Origin of the sequence: Mycobacterium sp. SVM_VP21, assembly GCA_024758765.1 — a bacterium.
GTDB lineage: Bacteria > Actinomycetota > Actinomycetes > Mycobacteriales > Mycobacteriaceae > Mycobacterium > Mycobacterium heraklionense_C.
Genome location: CP101406.1, coordinates 1,783,959 through 1,804,804, shown reverse-complemented (window position 1 = coordinate 1,804,804; position 20,846 = coordinate 1,783,959). Strand labels below are relative to the sequence as shown.

21 protein-coding genes are annotated in these 20,846 nt (G+C 66.8%); 6 read left to right on the top strand and 15 right to left on the bottom strand.

Going from position 1 to position 20,846, the window contains the following annotated elements; genetic code table 11:
• Nucleotides 1-34: 34 nt before the first annotated feature.
• From NM962_08600 to glf, 4 genes are read right to left on the bottom strand one after another with little or no spacing between them, the layout of a single operon-like run.
• Nucleotides 35-958 (bottom strand): decaprenyl-phosphate phosphoribosyltransferase, encoded by a 924-nt coding sequence (locus tag NM962_08600; GenBank protein UVO14091.1) that lies wholly within the window; start codon nt 956-958, stop codon nt 35-37.
• The gene (locus tag NM962_08595; GenBank protein ID UVO14090.1) at nt 955-1,527 is read right to left on the bottom strand and encodes a phosphatase PAP2 family protein; all 573 of its coding nucleotides are present in this window, start codon (nt 1,525-1,527) and stop codon (nt 955-957) included. Before NM962_08595 ends, NM962_08600 begins: the two co-directional genes overlap by 4 nt.
• Nucleotides 1,524-3,419, bottom strand: a complete 1,896-nt coding sequence (locus NM962_08590; GenBank protein ID UVO14089.1) for a glycosyltransferase — start codon at nt 3,417-3,419, stop codon at nt 1,524-1,526. Before NM962_08590 ends, NM962_08595 begins: the two co-directional genes overlap by 4 nt.
• Entirely contained in the window at nt 3,416-4,618 is a 1,203-nt protein-coding gene (gene glf / locus NM962_08585; GenBank protein ID UVO14624.1) for a UDP-galactopyranose mutase, read from the bottom strand. Before glf ends, NM962_08590 begins: the two co-directional genes overlap by 4 nt.
• Before the next feature lie 298 nt (nt 4,619-4,916).
• Here glf and NM962_08580 point away from each other — a divergent pair, with 298 nt between their 5' ends.
• Together NM962_08580 and NM962_08575 are read left to right on the top strand one after the other, a co-directional pair.
• A complete protein-coding gene (locus tag NM962_08580) occupies nt 4,917-5,843 on the top strand; it encodes a hypothetical protein (GenBank protein UVO14088.1) in 927 nt (308 codons plus the stop codon).
• Between the two features lie 171 nt (nt 5,844-6,014).
• Nucleotides 6,015-7,736: an N-acetylmuramoyl-L-alanine amidase gene (locus tag NM962_08575; GenBank protein ID UVO14087.1), complete on the top strand. Its 1,722-nt coding sequence runs from the start codon at nt 6,015-6,017 to the stop codon at nt 7,734-7,736.
• Nucleotides 7,737-7,797: 61 nt separating this feature from the next.
• Here NM962_08575 and NM962_08570 read toward each other — a convergent pair whose 3' ends face one another.
• Genes NM962_08570 through NM962_08555 form a run of 4 tightly spaced genes read right to left on the bottom strand, consistent with a single transcriptional unit; the run spans nt 7,798 to nt 11,001 of the window.
• Entirely contained in the window at nt 7,798-8,628 is an 831-nt protein-coding gene (locus tag NM962_08570) for an HAD family hydrolase (GenBank protein ID UVO14086.1), read from the bottom strand.
• A complete protein-coding gene (locus NM962_08565) occupies nt 8,628-9,422 on the bottom strand; it encodes a 1-acyl-sn-glycerol-3-phosphate acyltransferase (protein UVO14085.1) in 795 nt (264 codons plus the stop codon). Before NM962_08565 ends, NM962_08570 begins: the two co-directional genes overlap by 1 nt.
• A 3-nt stretch (nt 9,423-9,425) precedes the next feature.
• Nucleotides 9,426-10,202: a 1-acyl-sn-glycerol-3-phosphate acyltransferase gene (locus tag NM962_08560; GenBank protein ID UVO14084.1), complete on the bottom strand. Its 777-nt coding sequence runs from the start codon at nt 10,200-10,202 to the stop codon at nt 9,426-9,428.
• Between the two features lie 7 nt (nt 10,203-10,209).
• Entirely contained in the window at nt 10,210-11,001 is a 792-nt protein-coding gene (locus tag NM962_08555) for a 1-acyl-sn-glycerol-3-phosphate acyltransferase (GenBank protein UVO14083.1), read from the bottom strand.
• Nucleotides 11,002-11,084: 83 nt separating this feature from the next.
• Between NM962_08555 and NM962_08550 the strand changes: the two genes are divergently transcribed.
• Together NM962_08550 and NM962_08545 are read left to right on the top strand one after the other, a co-directional pair.
• Nucleotides 11,085-12,644, top strand: a complete 1,560-nt coding sequence (locus tag NM962_08550; protein ID UVO14082.1) for an MBL fold metallo-hydrolase — start codon at nt 11,085-11,087, stop codon at nt 12,642-12,644.
• Nucleotides 12,641-12,988, top strand: a complete 348-nt coding sequence (locus NM962_08545; GenBank protein UVO14081.1) for a hypothetical protein — start codon at nt 12,641-12,643, stop codon at nt 12,986-12,988. Before NM962_08550 ends, NM962_08545 begins: the two co-directional genes overlap by 4 nt.
• Nucleotides 12,989-13,004: 16 nt before the next feature.
• On the opposite strand, the gene NM962_08540 is transcribed toward NM962_08545, so the two are convergent.
• Both NM962_08540 and NM962_08535 read right to left on the bottom strand, forming a co-directional pair.
• Nucleotides 13,005-14,561 carry an NAD(P)/FAD-dependent oxidoreductase gene (locus tag NM962_08540; GenBank protein ID UVO14080.1) on the bottom strand — a complete coding sequence of 519 codons (1,557 nt, stop codon included), beginning with the start codon at nt 14,559-14,561 and terminating at the stop codon, nt 13,005-13,007.
• Nucleotides 14,562-14,629: 68 nt separating this feature from the next.
• Nucleotides 14,630-15,214 carry a TetR/AcrR family transcriptional regulator gene (locus NM962_08535; GenBank protein ID UVO14079.1) on the bottom strand — a complete coding sequence of 195 codons (585 nt, stop codon included), beginning with the start codon at nt 15,212-15,214 and terminating at the stop codon, nt 14,630-14,632.
• Nucleotides 15,215-15,294: 80 nt separating this feature from the next.
• Between NM962_08535 and NM962_08530 the strand changes: the two genes are divergently transcribed.
• Both NM962_08530 and NM962_08525 read left to right on the top strand, forming a co-directional pair.
• Nucleotides 15,295-15,768: a DUF2834 domain-containing protein gene (locus NM962_08530; protein ID UVO14078.1), complete on the top strand. Its 474-nt coding sequence runs from the start codon at nt 15,295-15,297 to the stop codon at nt 15,766-15,768.
• Between the two features lie 68 nt (nt 15,769-15,836).
• Nucleotides 15,837-16,397, top strand: a complete 561-nt coding sequence (locus NM962_08525; GenBank protein UVO14077.1) for a TetR/AcrR family transcriptional regulator — start codon at nt 15,837-15,839, stop codon at nt 16,395-16,397.
• Nucleotides 16,398-16,400: 3 nt separating this feature from the next.
• Here NM962_08525 and NM962_08520 read toward each other — a convergent pair whose 3' ends face one another.
• From NM962_08520 to NM962_08500, 5 genes are read right to left on the bottom strand one after another with little or no spacing between them, the layout of a single operon-like run.
• On the bottom strand, nt 16,401-16,856 hold the full coding sequence (locus NM962_08520) for a DUF5078 domain-containing protein (GenBank protein ID UVO14076.1): 456 nt from the start codon (nt 16,854-16,856) through the stop codon (nt 16,401-16,403).
• A complete protein-coding gene (locus NM962_08515) occupies nt 16,853-17,185 on the bottom strand; it encodes a DUF732 domain-containing protein (protein ID UVO14075.1) in 333 nt (110 codons plus the stop codon). The genes NM962_08520 and NM962_08515 overlap by 4 nt, the downstream gene beginning before the upstream one ends.
• The gene (locus tag NM962_08510; GenBank protein ID UVO14074.1) at nt 17,185-20,130 is read right to left on the bottom strand and encodes an MMPL family transporter; all 2,946 of its coding nucleotides are present in this window, start codon (nt 20,128-20,130) and stop codon (nt 17,185-17,187) included. The genes NM962_08515 and NM962_08510 overlap by 1 nt, the downstream gene beginning before the upstream one ends.
• Nucleotides 20,127-20,552 carry an MmpS family protein gene (locus tag NM962_08505; GenBank protein UVO14073.1) on the bottom strand — a complete coding sequence of 142 codons (426 nt, stop codon included), beginning with the start codon at nt 20,550-20,552 and terminating at the stop codon, nt 20,127-20,129. Before NM962_08505 ends, NM962_08510 begins: the two co-directional genes overlap by 4 nt.
• Complete coding sequence (locus NM962_08500; GenBank protein ID UVO14072.1) at nt 20,549-20,785, bottom strand: hypothetical protein; 237 nt, start codon at nt 20,783-20,785, stop codon at nt 20,549-20,551. The genes NM962_08505 and NM962_08500 overlap by 4 nt, the downstream gene beginning before the upstream one ends.
• Nucleotides 20,786-20,846: the final 61 nt, after the last annotated feature.

The window sequence follows — 20,846 nt, the reverse complement described above, 5'->3', positions numbered from 1 at the left end:
CGGCGCTCTGCCGCTCGTGGCCCCCCGGGCCGAGCTAGCCGAAGGCGACGGCAGCACCGATGGTTCCGATCCAGGCCAGCGCCGCCAGCTGCAGCACCCGGTCACGTCGCAGGATGTCCTCCGCTTCGCCGGCCATACCCCCGTCGACGTCCACCGCGAAGCGCAGCACGCCGATGACGATCGGAATGATAGACACCGCGAACCACGACCCCGAACCGCTGTCGCGTTCGAACGCGTACAGGCTGTAGCAGACCACCGCCGCAGTGGCCGCCAGCGTCCACACGAAGCGCAGGTAGGTGCTGGTGTAGTTCTCCAGCGACTTACGGATCTTGGCGCCGGTCTGTTCGGCCAATTGCTTCTCGGCGTAGCGCTTGCCGGCCGCCATGAACAGCGACCCGAACGCCATCACCAACAGGAACCACTGCGACAACGGGATGCTGGCGGCCACGCCGCCGGCGATGGCCCGAATCAGGAACCCCGAAGAGACGATGCAGATATCCAGCACCGCTTGATGTTTGAGCCCAAAGCAGTAAGCCAGCTGAATCGCGAGATAGATCGCCATCACCAGAGCCAGGTTCGGAGTCAGCCACCAGGAGATGCCCAGCGAGGCCGCCCCCAACAACGCCGCCAGGGCATAGGCCAACCCGACCGGCACCACACCGGCAGCGATCGGCCGGAATCGCTTGGTGGGATGTGCCCGATCGGCTTCCACGTCCTGAGCGTCGTTGATCAGGTACACCGCGGACGCCGCCAGGGAGAACACCACGAACGCGATCAGCGACTTGCGTGCCAGATCGGCGTAGTCGTAGTGGACGCCACCGCCGAGCGCCGCCAACGGGGCCGCGACCACCAGAACGTTCTTCACCCACTGGCGCGGCCGCATGGCCTTGATCACCCCGGAGAGCAGGTTGGCCGGCGGGCCGAGCTCCGACGTGCGATCTTGCGTTTCTGCGCTCATCCCGAGTCTCCAGAGTTGTCCAGGCGGATCGCGGCTGCGGCGACGGCGGCGCCAATCAGCGCGCCGGCGGCAACATCACTGGGATAGTGCACCCCGAGCACCAGGCGCGACAGCGCCATCGGCGGCACCAGCAGTGTCATCAGGGCCGATCGGCCCCTGCGCCGCAGGCCGGCCGCGCGGCCCAGCAGGACGGCCGCCGCCGCGGTGGAGGTCGCGTGCGCCGAGGGGAAGCTCAAGGCACTCGGCGTGCCGACATTGACCGCGATCGCCGGGTGGTTCGGGCGTTTGCGCCGCACGATGCGTTTGACGATCACCGCGGCGACGTGCGCGGCGAATGTTCCGGCGCCGGCAAGCAGCCAGCTGCGGCGCCGCTGCGGCTGGAGCACGGCGCCGAGCGCCGCTATCGCCAGCCAGCCCAGGCTGTGCTCACCGAAGTGCGACATTGCCCGGGCTACCGGCAGCACGCCGGGCCGACCGGTCAGTGCCGATTGCACCCCGACCAGCACGGCGTCCTCGCCGTGCGGGGGTACCGAATCATCCAGGTCGAGCGCGCGGCCGAGTTCGGTCATGACGACGCGGCACCGTCGGGAAGCAGCACCGTCTCCCACTGCTGCTTGCTCGCCAGCGTGGGCAACGCCCGGCGGTAGGTCCGGCGCAGGGTGTCGAAGCGGCGCGCCAATTCGTATTGGCGGCGCAGCGATTCGCGCAGTAGCGCGAACATCTTCTCCCGGTCGCGTTGCCGGTAGACCACACCGCGGCCGTCGGCGGTGGTGACGGTGACGCCGTCCTGGGTGCACAGCAGGAACCAGCGGGCGTCCTGGGTGGGCACGTTGAGCTGCGGGCGCCGATGGTGCTCCGGCTCGGTGGCCTTGAGGTTGTGCAGGATGCCGCGGGCCAGCCGGTAGCCGATGGACAGCGGCTGCACCGGGGGCCGCATCGGCTTTTTGCGTCCGGATGGGGCAGGCAGTTCACTGGCCGCCGGTAGCACCACCGCGTCGGGGTAGGTCTTGCGCAGCGCGTGGATGCCCGGCAACGCGGACTCCAGGATCGAGAAGATGTGCTCGGGACCGGCCATGAAGTCGTCCAGCGCCTTGTTCTGCACCGCGACCGTCGAGTACTCCAGGCAGGCAAGATGTTTCAGGGTTGCCTTGAGGTGGCTGCGGATCAGTCCGGAGATGTTGCCGTCCCAGTGCAGCGCCGCCACCATGAGTCGGTTGCGCAGGTGGAAGTACGCCTGCCAGTCGATCGCGTCGTCTTTGTCGCTCCAGGCCATGTGCCAGATCGCCGCACCCGGCAGGGTGACGGTCGGGTAACCGTGCTTGCCGGCCCGGATCCCGTACTCGGCGTCGTCCCACTTGATGAACGACGGGATCGGCTGGCCGATCTCTTCGGCGACGGCGCGCGGGATCATGCACATCCACCAGCCGTTGAAGTCGACGTCGATGCGCCGGTGCAGGTCCGGGGACTCGGCTAGCGAGTCAGTGGCAAAGTTGTGGTCGTACTCGGTGTGCGGGGCGTTGGTCCACATGAACACGCCCGAGTCGACGACCTCACCCATGATGTGCAGGTGCGAGGGCTCCTGCAGGTTGAGCATGTGCCCGCCGATCAGGGTGGGCGTCTTGGCGAACCGGTTCAGGGCCAGCGCCCGCAGAACCGAGTCCGGCTCGATGCGGATGTCGTCGTCCATGAACAGGATCTGTTCGCAGCCAGTGTTCTTCAGCGCCTCGTACATGACCCGGCTGTAGCCACCGGACCCGCCGAGGTTGGGCTGGTCGTGGATCGACAGCCGGTCTCCCAGGCCGGCGGCCGCCGCGGGGAAGCCGGGATGGTCGCGGACCTTGCGGGTGCCCTGGTCGGGCACGATGACCGCGCTGATCACCTCGTCGACGTCCGGGTCCGAGGTCAGGGCGAGCAGCGCATTGACGCAGTCGTCGGGCCGGTTGAAGGTCGGGATGCCCACGGCGATGTCAGCCCGGCTGGGCGCCTCGGTCGGGGCGTACCAGCCGCCGCGGTCCAGCGTCACCGCGGTGTCGGTGGTGATGTCGAACCAGATCCAGCCACCGTCCTCGAACGGCTGCAGACCAATCTCGAATTCCACCACCGTCGGGGTGTCATTGTTTTCGACCGATCCGAAAGGCTTGCCGTCCACCGCGATACGCGCACCGGTCGCTTTGGAGCGGTAGACATCGACGCGTCCGGCCCCGGTCAGCTCCAGCTGCAGCACCACCGATTCGACGATCGACCAGCGACGCCAGTAGGACGCCGGGAAGGCGTTGAAGTACGTGGCGAACGAGACTTCGGACTCCTCGCCGATCTCCAGGCTGGTGCGGGTGAGCGGGTGTGCCCGTCGGCTGTTGGTCTCGGATTCCTCGATGTAGAGCTTGCGTACATCCAGCGGCTCGCCCTGGCGAGGCAGGATGATCCGCGAAAGCCGGCTCACCGCGCGCGAACTGTCCGTCATGCTTTACTGCCCTCCCCCAGCGGCACCCCTTCGGACAGGTGCGGCGCCAGGATGTTGTCGTACATGTTCAACGCACTGGCGATGGCCATGTGCATGTCCAGGTATTGGTAGGTGCCCAGCCGCCCACCGAAGAGCACCTTCGCGGTGTCCATCTCGGCCTTGGCGCGCGCCCGATAGGAGGTCAGCACCGCCCGGTCGGCCTCGGTGTTGATCGGGTAGTAGGGCTCGTCGGCGTCGTCGGCGAAGCGCGAGTACTCGCGCATGATCACCGTCTTGTCGGCCGGGTAATCGCGCTCCGGGTGGAAGTGCCGGAACTCGTGGATACGGGTGAACGGCACATCGCCGTCGTTGTAGTTCATCACCGGCGTGCCCTGGAAATCTCCGGTGGGCAGCACTTCGAGCTCGAAGTCCAGGGTGCGCCAACCGAGCTTGCCTTCGGCGTAGTCGAAGTAGCGGTCCAGCGGACCGGTGTAGACCACCGGGGCCTCAGGGCTGGCTGCCCGAAGTTCGTCGCGGACGTCGAACCAGTCGGTGTCGAGCCGGACTTCGATGCGTTCGTCGGCCGCCATGTTCTCCAGCCATGCGGTGTAGCCGTCGACCGGAAGGCCCTCGTAGGTGTCGTTGAAGTAGCGGTTGTCGAAGGTGTAGCGCACCGGCAGCCGGGTGATGTTGGCCGCCGGGAGTTCCTTGGGGTCGGTCTGCCACTGCTTGGCGGTGTAGTCCTTGACGAACGCCTCGTACAGCGGGCGGCCGATCAGGCTGATCGCCTTCTCCTCGAAATTGGCGGCGTCGATCGCCGATATTTCCGAAGCCTGCTCTTTGATGAGCGCCCGGGCTTCGTCGGGGGTGAAATAGCGTCCGAAGAACTGCGACACCAGGCCCAGCCCCATCGGGAACTGGTAGGCCTGACCGTCGTGCATGGCAAACACCCGGTGTTGGTAGCCGGTGAACTCGGTGAACTGCCGCACGTAATCCCAGACCCTCTTATTAGAGGTATGAAACAGGTGCGCACCGTACTTGTGGACCTCGATGCCGGTCTGCGGTTCGGCTTCGGAGTAGGCGTTGCCGCCGATGTGCGGGCGCTTCTCGACGACGAGAACGCGCTTGCCGAGCTGCGTGGCTGCGCGCTCGGCGATGGTCAGGCCGAAGAATCCGGAACCCACGACAAAGAGGTCAAAACGAGCGGTCATCGGCGCCAAGGGTAGCCGACCAGCGCTCGCGCGCATCGTCGGCGCCCCGCCGTCCCCTCTTGCGCCTTGAGTATCGCCCGCCGATTCCCAGCGGCTCGGCAATCTGGAGGCGCCGAGGCCGCCTCTGGACGCCGGAGAAGGGTTGATAGCGGTTCCCTCACGATTCGATCTCGTCACTCTTTTAACACGAGTCACACGCGTACCGTCGGTCACGTAGGACAGATGCAAGCGCAGTAAGCGCCACGACGGCCCCCGAAGCGGAGAAGCAGTGCGGGGCCTGACGGCAAAACATATTGAGGAGACTTCCGTGCCGAACCGACGTCGACGCAGGCTCTCGACAACCATGAGCGCAGTCGCCGCCCTGGCGGTCGCGAGTCCGTTCGCAGTTGTCGCAGTGTCCGAGCTGGCCGCCCACAATAGCGCGCCCCAGCACCATGACTTTGTCGCGGCTTCGTCCGTGGCCGACCTGCCCAGTGAGCTGATCACCGCCCTCACCCAGGGGCTGTCCCAGTTCGGGGTGAACCTCCCGCCGGTGCCCGGCTTCACCAACGGAGCCGCCTCGACGGGGATGTACCCCGGCCTGACTTCACCGGGGCTGGGCGCACCGGGCCTCACCGACCCGTCCCTGGGCGCGCCGGGGCTCACCTCGCCCGGACTGGGCACACCGGGGCTCACCTCGCCCGGACTGGGCACACCGGGGCTCACCTCGCCCGGGCTGGGCACGCCGGGGCTCACTGACCCGTCGCTGACCACTCCGTCACTGTCGACGCCGCCGCTGGGCACGCCCGGTGTGTCCACCACATCTGGTCTGACCACACCCGGCCTGACCACGCCTCCGCTGACCGATTCCGGCTTGACCAGCCCGGGATTGACCAGCCCCGGCCTGACCAGCCCCTTGACCAGCCCCGGCCTGACCAGCCCGGGGTTGACCAGCCCGGGGTTGACCAGCCCGGATACCGGCCTGCTCGGGTCCGACGGACTGCCGCTCACCTCGCCGGTGGGCCTGGACCCCGGCCTGGACGGCACCTACCCGATCCTCGGCGACCCGTCCCTGGGCATGCCGGAGAGCGGCAGCGGTAGCGGCGGTCTGGTCAGCGACCTGATGAGCGCCGCCAACCAGCTGGGCGCCGGACAGGCCATCGACCTGCTCAAGGGTGTGGTGATCCCGTCCATCGCGCAGGCCGCGCAGGGGGCCGGACCGGCAGTTGCCGCCCCGGCCCCGCCGCTGCCCTAACCAGACACAACAGCGGAGCTGTTCCGCCCCGACGGCACCGCAGAGTCAGCCCGCATCCGGCGGGCACCGGAAGACTCTGCGGTGCCGTTAACAATGCCCAGGAAAGCGGCCGGTGTTGGAGGACGCGTGTCGCATCACCAACAACACATGACACATACGTAACATCAGCACGTGCCAACCCGTCGTCGTCCCCCGCCGACGATCAAGCTGACCGCGTCTCTCGCGACCGTGCTGATCCTGCCGTGGGCGTTGAACTCCGGGTCGGGCTTCAAGTCGATCGACGCCTCTGAGACGCCCCCCAGCGCTGCCGCGACCAAGCTGAACCAGCAGCCGCTGCCAAACCTGGAACCGGGCGTCACCGTCCGCGAGATCACCCAGGACGAACCGTTCACCATGGTCGCGCTCACCGGCGCCGACCTGAGCGGCACGTCGGCACGGATCCGCGCCAAGCGCGCCGACGGGTCCTGGGGGCCCTGGTATGCGACCGCGCACGAGACCAAGCAGGAGACCCCGGGCCCCCGGCCGGCCGATGCACCCGCTCCCGGCCCGGACGGGACCGAACCGGTGTTCGTCGGCCGGACCACAGCAGTACAGATCGCGGTGACCCGAACCGGCGATCCAGCTCAACCCAAGCCCAAGGCTAAAGGGCCGGCCACAACCAAGGGCTCCCCAACCAAGTCGGAGCCGGCCCCTAGGAACTCCGCCCCGGGCGATCTCGGTTATGTGCCGGCCACCGCCGCGCAACCCTTCGCCCAGAACGTCTCCGCGGTGCTGATCACGCCGCCCAAGGCCCCGGCCGACACACAGTGGCAACCGCCCAAGGCGGTGCTGGGCCCGGGCCAGCCCCCCAACATCATTCCGCGCAGCCACTGGGGCGCGGGCGCCTACGGCCGGTGCGGCAAGCCCGTGGAGAGCGGCCCGGTCCACGCGGCCGTGGTGCACCACACCGCAGGCTCCAACGACTACGCCCCCGAAGACTCCGCGGAGATCATCCGGGCGATCTACGCCTATCACACCCGCACCCTGGGCTGGTGCGACATCGGCTACAACGCACTGGTGGACAAGTACGGCCAGGTTTTCGAGGGCCGGGCCGGCGGTCTGGCCCGGGGCATCATGGGCAGCCACGCGGGCGGGTTCAACAGCAACACCTGGGGGGTGTCCATGATCGGCACCTTCGACGACGCACCTCCCCCGCCGATCCAACTCGAGACGGTCGGCCGGTTGTTGGGCTGGCGGCTGGGCCTGGACCGCACCGATCCACGCGGTGTCACGCAGCTGGTCTCCGCCGGCGGCTCGTTCACCCACTTCCCGCGTGGTGCGTCACTGATGCTGCCCTCGATCATCGGCCACCGCGACCTCGACGCGACCGAGTGCCCCGGCGAGCAGGGCTACGTCGCACTCAACGAGATTCGGGAGATCGCCGCCCGGTTCAACGAACCGCCCGGGCCCGAAGACCTCGCCCGGGTGATGGAGGGCGGCGCCATCCACACCCGCTGGATGGAACTGGGCGGCGCGGAGGGCATGCTCGGCGCCCCGACGTCCCCGGAGGCGATCGGCGAGGGGTCCACCAAGTACGCCACCTTCGAACACGGCGCGGTCTACTGGTCGCCGGAGACCGGCGCGCAGCCGATCACCGGGGCCATCTACGACGCCTGGGCATCGCTGGGTTATGAGCGTGGCGTGCTCGGGCTGCCGACCAGCGCCGAGCTCGCCGAACCGGAGTGGGTGGGCCAGAACTTCCAGCACGGCACCCTGAACTACAACCGGGCCAGCGCGACGGTCATCCGGGTCGTCGACGGCAACGCCGAGGTGTTGCCGCCGCCTCCGCCGGAGGGCCCGCCGGTGCAACTCGAGCGCTTCTCGCGGGTGATCGACCCGTTCGGAGCCGGCTAACCACCGTTGACTCTGCGTGTACCAGGCAGAAGTTCGAGTGCAGTGCCTGGTGGACGCAGAGTCATCGCCGAAAAATCCGCTCCAGCACCCGAGCCAGGCCGTCGTCGCTATTGGGTGTGGTGATCTCGGCGGCCGCCGCCAGCACGTCCGGGTGGGCGTTGCCCATCGCCACGCCGTGCCCCGCACGCACCAGCATCGGCAGGTCGTTGGGCATATCCCCGAACGCCACCACCTGCTCGATGCCGATGCCGAGCGGCGCGATCAGCTCCTCGATCCCGCTGGCCTTGGTGATGCCCGCCGGCACCACCTCGATCAGCCCGTGATTGGTGGAGTAGGTCAGCTCTGCGGCCGTTCCGATGTGGGCCTGCAGCTGCTCCGCCATGGCGGCACTGGACATGTCCGCCTTGCGAACCAACAGCTTGATCGCCGGCTGCGACAGCAGGTCCTCGAAAGACACCTCGGTGTTGTCGGGGTTGAGCCAAGCGTGTTCGTAACCCGGCGAGCTGACGAACTGCGGGGTGGCCGCGTCGTGCGCACTCTCGCCGATGCGCTCCACGGCCAGACCCGCCCCCGGGAGGGCGCGGCCGACGACCTCGGCCAGCTTGACCAGACTGTCCGCCGAGAGCGTACGGGCCGAGACCACCCGATCGGTGGCAGGGTCGTAGAGCACCGCACCGTTGGCGCACACCGCCATCGGGGCGAACCCGAGTGCGTCGACTACCGGCGCGATCCACCGCGGCGGGCGTCCGGTCGCCAGTACGAAGCGGGCGCCGGAGTCCACCGCTGCGTGCACCGCGTCGCGCGTCCGCGCGGTGATGTTCTCGGTGTCGTCGAGCAGGGTGCCGTCGACGTCGCTGGCGATCAGTGCGGGCGGTCCGCCGTGCGGCTGCATCAGCGCGAACTCCGTTCGGCCAGTGTCCGCCGCAGGCGTCCGCCCTGGGCCTGCTCGGTACGTTTGCGATCACGCTCAGCCAGCTCAGCTGCCCGCATCTCCAACGCCTCGGCCATGGTGGGCGCGCTGCCCCCCAGCCGGCGTGGCACCCAGTAGGCCCCTGCTGGATGCGGGTACTCCAGTTGCGCCGCTTCGAGCATCGCCGCCATCGTGTTCCTCAGCTCAGTGGTGGTCGCCGCCACATCAGCGGCGGCAGCCATCGGCTCACCGATCTTCGCCAGCACCGGAATATGGTTGCGCCATAGATGCTTCGGGTGGTCTTTTGTCCAGATCCGGTGGATTCCCCAGACGATGATCGGGATGAGCGGAACGCCCGCGCTGTGGGCCATCCGGGCAGCCCCCGTCTTGAACTCCCGCAACTCGAAGCTGCGGCTGATGGTGGCCTCCGGATTCAGACCGATCAGCTCGCCTTGCCGCAACCGCGCCACCGCTTCGTCGTAGGCGCCGGCCCCGGCGGAGCGGTCGACCGGGATCAACTTGATGTGCTTGATCACGTAGTTGACCACCGGGACCTCAGTCATCTCGGCCTTGATCATGAACCGCAGCCGGCGGTGCCGCCGCAAGGCCGCGATCGAGGCCGGATACCAGTCCAAGTAGCTGGTGTGATTGACGGCGAGCACCGCCCCGCCGTGCTCGGGAATGTTCTCCAGGCCGTCGAAGGTCACATGCGGCCCGTTGGCGTTCGCCAGCCGCGGGACCACGATCTCCAGCGCCCGGAAGAAGGGTTCTGCCATGCTCTACTGCTCCGTGCCAGATGGGTCGGGCCGGCGCTCACCGGCGCGCTTGCGCATCCGTTCCGCCAGCTCCTGCTCTTCGGCAACCCTAGCCTCGTCGGGGGTGGGCGCGCCGCCGCCGAGTCGCCGGGGCACCCAGAACTCGCCGGCGGGGTGCGGGTATTCCTGCTGCACCTGAGCCAGCAGAGGCGCCATCCGCTCGCGTAATCGGGCGCTGAGCGCGGCGGCGTCACCGGATGGGGCCAGCGGTTCGCCCGCCAGGACGGTGATCGGAATCTTGCTGCGCACCAACCGCGCCCTTGGGTGATCCTTGGTCCACAGCCGGTGGGCACCCCACACGATCAACGGGACGATCGGCACCTGCGCCTCTAGGGCCATGCGGGCCGCCCCGGATTTGAATTCCTTGAGCTCGAAGCTGCGGCTGATGGTGGCTTCGGGGTAGACGCCCACCACTTCGCCGGAGCGCAACGCGGTCACCGCGTGCTGGTAGGCGTCGGCGCCGGCCCCACGGTCCACCGGGATGGTGCCGGTGTGGTGGATCAGGTAATTCACCAGCCGCACCTGCTGCATTTCGGCTTTGATCATGAACCGCATCCGGCGGCCGCGGTGATACGCCGCCAGCCCCGCGGGCAGGAAGTCCACGTAGCCGGTGTGGTTGATCGCGATCACCGCACCGCTCTCAGCTGGGATGTGTTCCAGGCCGAGGTAGTCGATCCGCGCTCCGGCAACCCTCACCGCGCTCAGTGCAGTGAGTTCCAGCGCGCGAAAGACCGGCTGCATGTCAGTGCTACTCCGCGACGCCCGTCGTTCTCGGCGGCTTCTTCTGGCCGGCGGACCGCTCCTCGGCCCTGCGTACCGCTTCGGCCGCATCGAGTTCGAGCGCCTCAGCGGGCGTGGGGGCGCTGCCCCCCAGGCTCCGCGGCACCCAGAAGGCGCCGCCGGGATGGTCGTCGGGATAGGAGTCCTGCGCCTGTTCGAGCAGGTGCTGCATGCGGGCCTGCAGCAGGGCACGCAGTTCGTCGACCGGGAGCGTGGGCGGGATCGGCTCACCGATCGTCACCGTGACCGGCACCTTGGTGCGGCCCAGCTGTTTCGGGTGGTCCTTGGTCCACAGCCGCTGGGCGCCCCACACGATATGCGGGATGATCGGCACCTGCGCCTCGATCGCCATCCGTGCGGCGCCGCTTTTGAACTCCTTGAGCTCGAAGCTGCGGCTGATGGTCGCCTCCGGGTAGACCCCGACCAGTTCGCCGGCCTTCAGCTTGGCGACCGCGGTGGCATAGGACTCCGCGCCCTGGCTGCGATCCACCGCGATGTGCTTGCAGCCTCGCATGATCGGGCCGGTGAAGCGGTTGTCGAAGGTCTCCTTCTTGGCCATGAAGCGCACCCAGCGCCGTGGTTTCGCGTCGTAGGAGGCCACTCCGGCAAACAAGAAGTCGAAGTAGCCGGTGTGGTTGATCGCGACCACCGCGCCGCCGGTGGCGGGAATGTGCTCCCGGCCGGTGACGATGATCTTCAGACCCTCATAGCGCCACAGGGTTCGCGCAGCGGCGGCGACACCGCCGTACCAAGCCTCCACAGCACTCAAGCCTAGGCGATGACGCCGGCTCGGCCGCCGGTAAGCTCGAGAGGGATCTCTTACAGCGTCGGGAGTAGGAACTAGTGCAGGTCACCAGCGTCGGGCACGCCGGCTTCCGGATCGAGACCGCCGCAGGCAGCATCCTGTGCGACCCGTGGGTGAATCCGGCCTACTTCGGCTCGTGGTTCCCGTTCCCGGACAACTCGGCGCTGGACTGGGACACCCTCGGAGACTGCGACTACCTCTACATCTCGCACCTGCACCACGATCACTTCGACCCACGGCACCTGGCGGCGCACGTCAACAAGGACGCGGTGGTGCTGCTGCCCGATTACCCCGTGCCCGATCTGCGCCGCGAGCTGGAAGAGCTGGGCTTTCACCGGTTCTTCGAGACGACCGATTCGCAGCGGCACACCGTGTCCGGCCCCAAGGGCGATCTGGACGTGATGATCATCGCGCTGCGCGCCCCGGCCGACGGCCCGATCGGCGACTCCGGCCTGGTGATTTCGGACCGTGTAACGACCCTTTTCAATATGAACGACTCCCGCCCGATCGACCTGGACGTGCTCCAGGCCTTCGACGCGATCGACGTGCACTTGGTGCAGTACTCCGGGGCGATCTGGTACCCGATGGTCTATGACATGCCGGCCCGGGCCAAGGAGGCGTTCGGCACCCAGAAGCGCCAGCGGCAGATGGACCGCGCCCGCCAATACATCACCCACGTCGGGGCGACCTGGGTGGTGCCGTCGGCGGGACCGCCATGTTTCCTGGATTCCGAGCTGCGTTACCTCAACGACGACCACGGCGATCCGGCCAACATCTTCCCCGACGAGATGGTGTTCCTCGACCAGCTGCGCCGTAACGGCCACGACGGCGGGTTGTTGATGATTCCGGGGAGCACCGCGAGTTTCACCGGAGCGCAACTGGATTCGCTGAGCCACCCGCTGGACGACGCCGACGTCGAGGCCATCTTCACCACCGGCAAGGCGGACTACATCGCCGCCTACGCCGATCGGATGGCGCCGGTGCTGGCCGCCGAGAAGGCGTCCTGGGCGCCGGCGGCCGGTCCGGCGATGCTCGAGCCGCTGCGCGCCCTGTTCGAGCCGATCATGGCCCGCAGCAACGAGATCTGCGACGGCATCGGCTACCCGGTCGAGCTGGTGCTGGACGGGCAGGGCCACACCGAGACGGTGGTGCTGGACTTCCCCAAACGCATGGTGCGCGAGCCGATTCCCGGCGAGAAGTTCCGCTACGGGTTCGGCATTCCGCCCGAGCTGGTGCGGACCGTGCTGCGCGACGGCGAACCGGACTGGGTCAACACCATCTTCTTGTCCACCCGGTTCAGGGCGTGGCGGGTCGGCGGTTACAACGAGTACCTCTACACCTTCTTCAAGTGCCTGACCGAGGACCGGATCGTCTACGCCGAAGGCTGGTTCGGCGAGAGTCACGACGACTCGGCAACCATCACTCTGGGCGACTGGCAGGTTCAGCGTCGCTGCCCGCACATGAAGGCCGACCTGTCGAAGTTCGGGGTGGTCGAGGGCGACATTCTCACCTGCAATCAGCACGGCTGGGAGTGGGACCTCAAGTCCGGCCGCTGCCTGACCGCCAAGGGCCACGAATTGCGTTGCGAGAAGCTGTGACCGGCGACTCCTACGGCTCCTACGATGATGGGCTAGTGCTCCTGGATCGCCGGGCGATCACGTTGCGCCGCTATCACTTCCCCTCCGGCACCGCGAAGGTGATCCCGCTGTCGGCGATCCGCGGTTACCGCGCGGAGCCGCTGGGCATGCTGACCCACCGATTCCGGATCTGGGGCAGCTCGGATCTGCGGCGCTGGCTACCGCTGGACATCAAGCGCCCAACGCGGTCCACCCTGATCACCCTGGAGCTGCACGGCGACCCGTGGCCGCATCCGGCATTCACCCCGGCGGATCCGGACACGTTCCGGGCACTGCTCGACGAGCTGCTGGCGGCCCAGCGGTAATTGCCGCCTACCACGCTCAGCGGTCGGCCAACACCTGGTGGGCGGCGTTGTAGCCGGGGATGAACGTGATCCCCGGCCCGCCATGACAACCCGCGCTTCCCAGATACAGTCCTGCCACCGGTAACGGCTGGCCGAGAAATCCCCGCGGCCCGGGCCGGTTCGGGCCGATCTGATCCGGATTGAGCAAGCCGTGGCAGTAGTCGCCGCCGGGCGCACCGAACATGGTGCCCATATGACGCGGGGTGAAGGTGGTGTGCCGAGTGACGCTGCGCTCGAAATTCGGCGCCAACCTGGTGATCTTGTCGATCACCCGCTGCCCCATCTCGACCTTCATCTCGCCGTAGTTGCCGTCCCCCTCGATGGGGAACCACAGCGCGAACGCCGACGCCGCATGCTTGCCCGGCGGGGCCAGCTCGGGATCGTGTAGCGACGGGATCTGCAGCACCACGGTCGGATCGGCCGGGACGATGCCGCGGCGCGCATCCTCCCACTGCTGCTGCACCTCCTCAGGGGTGCAGAAGATCCCCACCGAGGCCTGCATGGCGGGGTCATTGAGCGCCTCGTAGGGCGTAGCGAACACCGGCGCCTCATCCAACGCGAAATGCATCTGCAGATAGCTGCCGCGATGATCGGTACGGGCGTAGCGGGCGCGGACGTCGTCTGGAACCGCAGCCGCGTCGAGCAGTCCGGTGACGGTGGCGTCGGGAGCGATCGCCGACACCACCACCGGTGCGCTCACGATGTCGCCGGACTCGGTGCGCACCCCGCCGACCGCCCCATCGGCGACCAGGATCTCCGCGACCGCGCTGCGCAGCCGCAGCTGTCCGCCCAGGCCGGTGAACGTGTCACACAGGTGCCCGGTGAGCGCGCCGATTCCGCCGCGCAGCTTCTTCATCAGCACGGTGTTCTCGTCGGGCACACCCAGTCCGTAGGCCAGTGCCGCGGCACTGCCGGGGGTGTCGGGCCCGCGGTAGAGGGTGTTGACGGCCAGCACGGTGAAGGAGCCCCGCAGCGCCGCGTGCTTCTCCCGATCGGGCAGGTAACGATCCAGCACGTCGGTGACCGATCCGAACAGCATGTCGTCGATGGCTGATCGCTCGAATTCATTCGTGGCGCAGGCATACATCTCGTCGAGCGATTTCGGCGCCCGACCCGCCTCGAACCGACCCAGCGCCCGGGTGGGCGCCTGACTCCAGGCCAGCAACCCGGCCATGCCGTTGACCGCCTCGGCGCCGTGCACCTCGCTGAGGTGGGCGAACAGCTTCATCGGGTCGGTGTACTGGACCAGCGGGTCGTCACCGACGCCGCGCATCGCCACCGACATGACCTCGAGGTCGATGCTCTCCAGAGAGTCGAGGCCCAGTTCCGCGCTGACCGCGGCCGACGTGGGGAACTGCACCGAGCCGGCGATCTCGAACCGATAGCCGTCGAACAGCTCCACCGTCGAGGCCATCCCCCCGGCGTAGCGCCCCGCCTCCAGGCACAGTGTGCGCAGTCCGGCGCGCTGCAGGATGAGCGCCGCGGCTAGGCCGTTGTGTCCGGCGCCAATGACGATCGCGTCGTAATCGGTCATTCATCCGCCCCTTCCCGCTTTCGGAGGAACGCTGGCACGCGTGGATAGTTTTGTCAATATTGACGTAACTAGAGATTGCCCAGCGAGTCCAGCCCGGCGCGGCACATCCGGGCCAGCTCGGCCAGTGAGCGGTCGGCACCCAGCATCCAGACCTCCATCGCAGCGAACACAGCAGCCGCGATGCAGCGGGCCGTCACGGCCACCCGCAGCGGGTCAGCCGGTTCGCCCGCCGCGGTAGCCCGCAATCGCTCGGCCACCGCGTCGGCGAAATCGGCCTCCACCTGCCGGATATGGCGCACGATCCGCTCTGGATCGAGCTCCTCGGCACGCAACGCGGCGATACGGGTCACCGCCTCGACGTCGTAGGGGAAGGCGAAGATGGCCGCCTGGACCGCCTCGATCATCGGCTCGGCGGGCGGGCGGGCGGCCAGGGCGCTGCGGAACCACTGCAGCCCGGCGTCGTAGTCGGCGAACAGCAGGTCGTGCTTGGAGGTGAAGTGCCGATAGAACGTCCGCAGTGACACCCCGGCATCGGCGGCGATCTGCTCGGCGGAGGTGTCCTCCACACCCTGCGCCAGGAAGCGGACCAGCGCGGCCTGGCGCAACGCTTCGCGGGTGCGTTCGCTGCGGGCGGTCTGGGGCGCTCGAGGCATGCCGGTAAACGTACCTCAGCGCTCAACCGCCCAAAATGTCATTATTGACAAAACTTGCGGCGCGTGGTGAGACTGACCGCATGATCTCGCTCATCGTGCATGCAGTGCTCGGCCTGGCGACTATCTGGTGGATCGTGGCGTCCAACCGCGCGGTCTTCGCGAAACCCTCTGGGGGCAAAGCCTTCTCACTTCTAGAGATGGTGTACTACGCGATCGGTATCGCTTCGATCGTGCTGGGTTGGTACTTCAACATCCGGTTCGTCCAGGAATACGCGCACGGCCCCAACCACAATCCGATCTGGGGGCCGGGCAGCTGGACGCAGTACATCCAGCTGATGTTCACCAACCCGGCTGCCGGCTCGGCCAGCCAGGACTACACGATCATCAACGTCGTGCTGCTGCCGTTGTTCACCATCGTCGACGGCTATCGCCGTGGGCTGCGGCGACCGTGGCTCTACTTCGTGTCGAGTCTGTTCACCAGCTGCGCGTTCGCCTATGCCTTCTACTTCGCCACCATGGAACGTCAGCACCGGCATGCCAAGGCTGCGGCCTAGCCGGGTCGTTGCAGGACTGCCTCCAACCGCACCGCGATAGGCTGGCCGCGTCGAGGAGGAGGACTGTCGTGGCCAAGCCAGTGGCACCGCGCGGATCCGCGCGCGAGCGAGTGCTGCAGGCGGCGTTGGCCCTGTTCGTGGAGCACAGCGTGGGCGGTACGTCCATGCAGATGATCGCCGACCAGCTCGGCGTGAGTAAGCCGGCCGTCTACTACCAGTTCCGCTCCCGAGACGACATCGTCATCGCGCTGGTGGAGCCGATGTTCGACGACATCGTCCGAGTCATCAAGATTGCCCAGGCCATGCCCACCCAGCAGGGCAAGCGAGACGTAATGGTCAGCGGCGTCGTCGAACTCGCCGTGCGATACCGCCGGCTCACATTCCTGTTCTATGACCGCGCCGTGGAGCACGCCGTGCGATCCCGCGAAGACTTCATGGCCGTGGGTGATGACGCCGCGGCGATCCTGCACGGTCCCGAACCGGATGCGACGGCCCGCGTCATCACCACCGTGCTGATGGCGGGAACCTTCACCGCTGCAGCGGATCCGGAACTCGAAGACATCGCCGACGAGGAACTGCATGAGATCCTGCTGGCCATCGCGCGGCGAGTGGTCGAACCGCTGACCTAAGGGTCAGGTCCAGTTCCACACCCTCATGTCGTCAGCGGGGTACTGCTGGCACACGTCGGTGGTCCGGGCAGCGACGCCATGGTTGTTGAAGAACAGCTTGGCCCAGTTCGGCCACACGAACGCGAGGTTCTCGTAGTAGATATCGGTGGCCAGGTTCTCCGAGTAGGCGCGCCGGCCCGAGTAATCCATGGAGTAGAACCAGTGAATCCGGTCCTGCACCGCCTGATGTACCTGCGGGGACTTGTTGTTGTAGTCGATCATGTAGCGCTCGTAGTAGACCGGCACGACATCGCGGGCGGCCGCCATGATCTGTTCGGCGGTACAGCTGGTGTGCAGCATCCGGTTGGGAATCGGGAAGTTCTCCGTCGCATCCGCCGACGCGGTCCCCGCCGCGGCCATACCGGCCAGAAGCCCTACTGCCAGAACCTGTATCACCAAATGCCAGGGGTTGCGCATCATCGGGTAACTCCGGCCTGTTCCAGAACGGTCAGCTTGTCGGGGCAGTAGGTGCTCAGCGCCGTACCCACAAACTGCCAGACCTGTTGGGAGTCGGCACCCTTGATGTTCTTGCCGACGAAGGTCGCCGACTCGAAGGCGTCGCGGTCGACGTGGTTGGCCAAGCGCTTGCAGGTGAGTTTGCCGATCCAGGCGTTGTAGTCACGCGCCCCGTAGATCCCGTAGCCGTGCAACCGGCCGGCGAAATCGGTATCGACATCGGCGTGCGCCGGTACCGCGAGAAAGATTGCCGCCGACACACCTGCCAACACGGCCAGGGACCCGAACCTCATCACCAACCTCCCCGATGCGCTCCGCCACCGGACTCCACGAGCTCGTCGCTTGGGTTGCGCTGCAACGGCGCCGGCCAGGGAGCGGGCTTGGGCCGCAGCCGCGGCACCTGCGGCCACCAGAACCATTTGCCGAGCAGCGTCGCGATCGACGGTGTCATGAACGAGCGGATGATCAGGGTGTCAAGCAGCAGCCCCAAGCCGATGGTGGTGCCCACCTGACCGATCACCCGCAGTTCACTGATCGCCATCGTCATCATGGTGAAGGCGAACACCAGTCCCGCGGCGGTCACCACCGAGCCGCTGCCCCCCATCGCCCGGATCATGCCGGTGTGCAGCCCGGCGTGGATCTCCTCGCGCAGGCGGGACACCAGCAACAGGTTGTAGTCGGCACCCACCGCCAACAGGATGATCACCGCCATCGCCATCACCATCCAGTGCACCTGCAGTCCGATGATGTTCTGCCACAGCAACACCGAGAGGCCGAAGGCGCTGCCGAGCGACACCACCACGGTGCCCACGATCACCAGCGCGGCCACCACGGCACGGGTGATGATCAGCATGATGATGAAGATCAGGCACAACGCCGCGACGCCCGCGATCATCAGGTCGTAATTGGAGCCCTCCTGCATGTCTTTGAACATCGCGGCGGTACCCCCGACGTAGATCTTCGAGCCCTCCCAGGGGGTGGTCTTGATGGCTTCCTTGGCGGCGAGCTTGATCGCGTCGATGTGCTTGATGCCCTCTGCGCTCAGAGGATCGCCCTCGTGGTTGACGATGAACCGCACGGCATGCCCGTCGGGCGATATGAAACTCTTCATGCCGCGCTGGAATTCGGCGTTGTCGAAGATCTCCGGCGGCAGATAGAACGAGTCGTCGTTGCGGGCTTTGTCGAAGGCGTCCCCCATCGCGGCGGGATCTCCTTGGGCTTCCTGCGCCTGCTTGGCCAGTCCGCTCTGGGTGGCGTACGTAGCCTGCATCATTGCCTTGGCGTTCTTCATCATCTGGATCATCGGCGGCATCAGCGTGAGCATCTGCGGCAGCTGGGCGGCCATCGCGTCCATGTCCGGGACGATCTGCTTGAAGTTGTCGGTCATGGTGTCCACGCCGTCCATGGCATCGAAGACCGACCGCAGCGAGTGGCAGACCGGAATATCGAAGCAGTGCGGTTCCCAATAGAAGTAGCTGCGCATCGGCCGGAAGAAGTCGTCGAAGTTGGCGATCTTGTCGCGCAGTTCTTCGATGTCGTCGACCATCAGGTGCATCTTGCCGACCATGCGCCCCATGGTGGCGTTCATCTCCTCCATGAGCTCGATCATCTTCGTCATGGTGTCGATGTTGACCTGCATATCCTGTGCTTGGGCCAGCATGTCCGCCGTGCGATCGTCGTTGAACTTGCGGGTCATGTCCTGGCTGACAGCCTGCATCCCGAGCAGGTAGCCGAAGGTGGAGTGCTCCATCGGAATGCCCTGCGGCCGGGTGATGGACATGACCCGGGACACTCCCTCTACCCCAGTGACTCGCTTGGCGATTCGCTCGATCACCAGAAAGTCCGCGGAGTTTCGTATGTCGTGGTCTGTTTCGATCATCAGCATCTCTGGGTTCATCCGCGCGGACGGAAAGTGGCGGTCGGAGGCCAGGAAGCCCTGGTTGGCTGGTAGATCCGCGGGCATGTAGGCGCGGTCGTTGTAGCCGGGCTTGTATCCGGGCAGCGCGAGGATGCCGACCAGGGCTGCCGCGGTGGCGGCGATCAGAATCGGCCCCGGCCAACGGCTTACGGCCGCACCGATTTTCCGCCAGCCGCGTCCCCGGTTGGCCCGCTTGGGCTCCAACAGGGTGCCGAACCGACCGGCCACCGCGATGACGGCGGACCCCATCGTCAGCGAGGTGATGACCACGACCGTCATGCCGATCCCCAGCGGAATGCCCAGTGACTGGAAGTAGGGCAGCCGGGTGAAGTGCAGGCACAAGGTGGCACCCGCGATGGTCATGCCCGAACCGAGCACCACATGGGCGGTGCTGCGAAACATGGTGTAGTACGCCTGTTCCCGGTCTTCACCAGCACTGCGGGCTTCCTGATATCGGCCGATCAGGAAGATCGCGTAGTCGGTGGCTGCCGCGATGGCCAGTGTGACCAACAGGCTGGTGGCGAACGGCGAAAGCCCGATCAGCCCGTGATAGCCCAGGAAGGCCACGATGCCCCGGGCCGACGCCAGACCGGTCACCACCATCGCCAGCGCCAACGCCACGGTGGTGATTGATCGGTAGACCGCCAGCATCATGGTGATGATGACGACGAACGTCAGGCCCTCGATCATGTGCATGCTGCGGGTGCCGGCCTTGTCCTGATCGGCTGCCAGCGCCGCGCCGCCGGTCACATAGGCCTTGACGCCCGGTGGTGCGGTGACACTGTCGACTGCTTGGTTGACCGCTTTGACCGATTCATTCGCCAGCGCCTCGCCCTGGTTACCCGCGGTATAGATCTGCACGTATGCGGCTTTGCCGTCTGGGCTCTGGGCTCCCGCGGCGGTCAGGCGATCACCCCAGAAGTCCTGGATGTGTTCGACGTGGGTGGTGTCGGCCTTCAGTTTGTCGATGATCTGGTCGTAGTAGTGGTGGGCGTCGGCGCCCAGCGGCTCGTCGCCCTCGAGGACCAGCATGACCGAGCTGTTGGAGGTGAACTCCTTGAATACCTCGCCCTGACGTTTGACCGCGATCATCGACGGCGCCTCGTCCGGGGTCATCTGGACCGCGGCCATCTCGGCGACCTTCTCCAACTGGGGAACGGTCACGTTCGCCAAGACGATGATCCCGATCCAGCCCAGCATGATCGGGATGGCCAGCCGCCGAATCCATTTGGCAATCCGGCCGGGCTGGGCGTGGTCAGTGACAGCGGCGATCACCTCGGTCGGCGCCCCGGGCGGGAAGTTCTCCGTGGAAGTGCTCATGCAGATTTCACCAAGCAGAAGGTCAGGGCGCTGGCGCCGGTGGTGGTTCTCTCGTCTTTGAGCTCGTTGTCGATGCTGATCCGGCAGCCCAGGGTGGAGCCTTTGCCCTGCGCGTAGAGGTTCGGCGATACCGCGGACAACGTGGTGCTCAGGGTCACCGACCAGGGCAGCGTCGCGGCGTCGACGCGCTGCGGCTTGCTGTCCAGGTCGAGGTAGCTGATGTCGGCGGTCGCGCCGGGTTCGCCGAAGACCTCATAGGTGACGACCTTCGGGTTGTACGGCTTGGTGTCGTCGACCTTGGTGCTGATCAGGTGCGAGTTGTCGCCGCCGAAGTAGGTGCGCAACCGTAGGACGGTGAGCGTCCCGAGCACCACCACCACCACGATGAGCAGTGGCATCCACGCGCGCCGCAGCGCCTTCATCGAGCGGACCCGGTCTTGGCGGTGGCCTTGCTGACCACCACCAGGACATGGGTGTCGGACGCGAACCGATTCGCCGTGGCGCCCAGTTCGGCGATCGCATCGAACAACGGGTGGTCGCCGGCCGCTATCTCCGGCGCGTCAACCACATACGCGGTGACACCCGGGGTCATCGGACCATCGCCCGGCGTGACCGATTCAGGCCGGGAAAGCCTGTGCACCTGTGGGTTCAGCATCAGCGACGCCCCTTTCGGCCCAGATCTGAGGTTAAGCGTGACGGAAGGTCAAGTTATACGA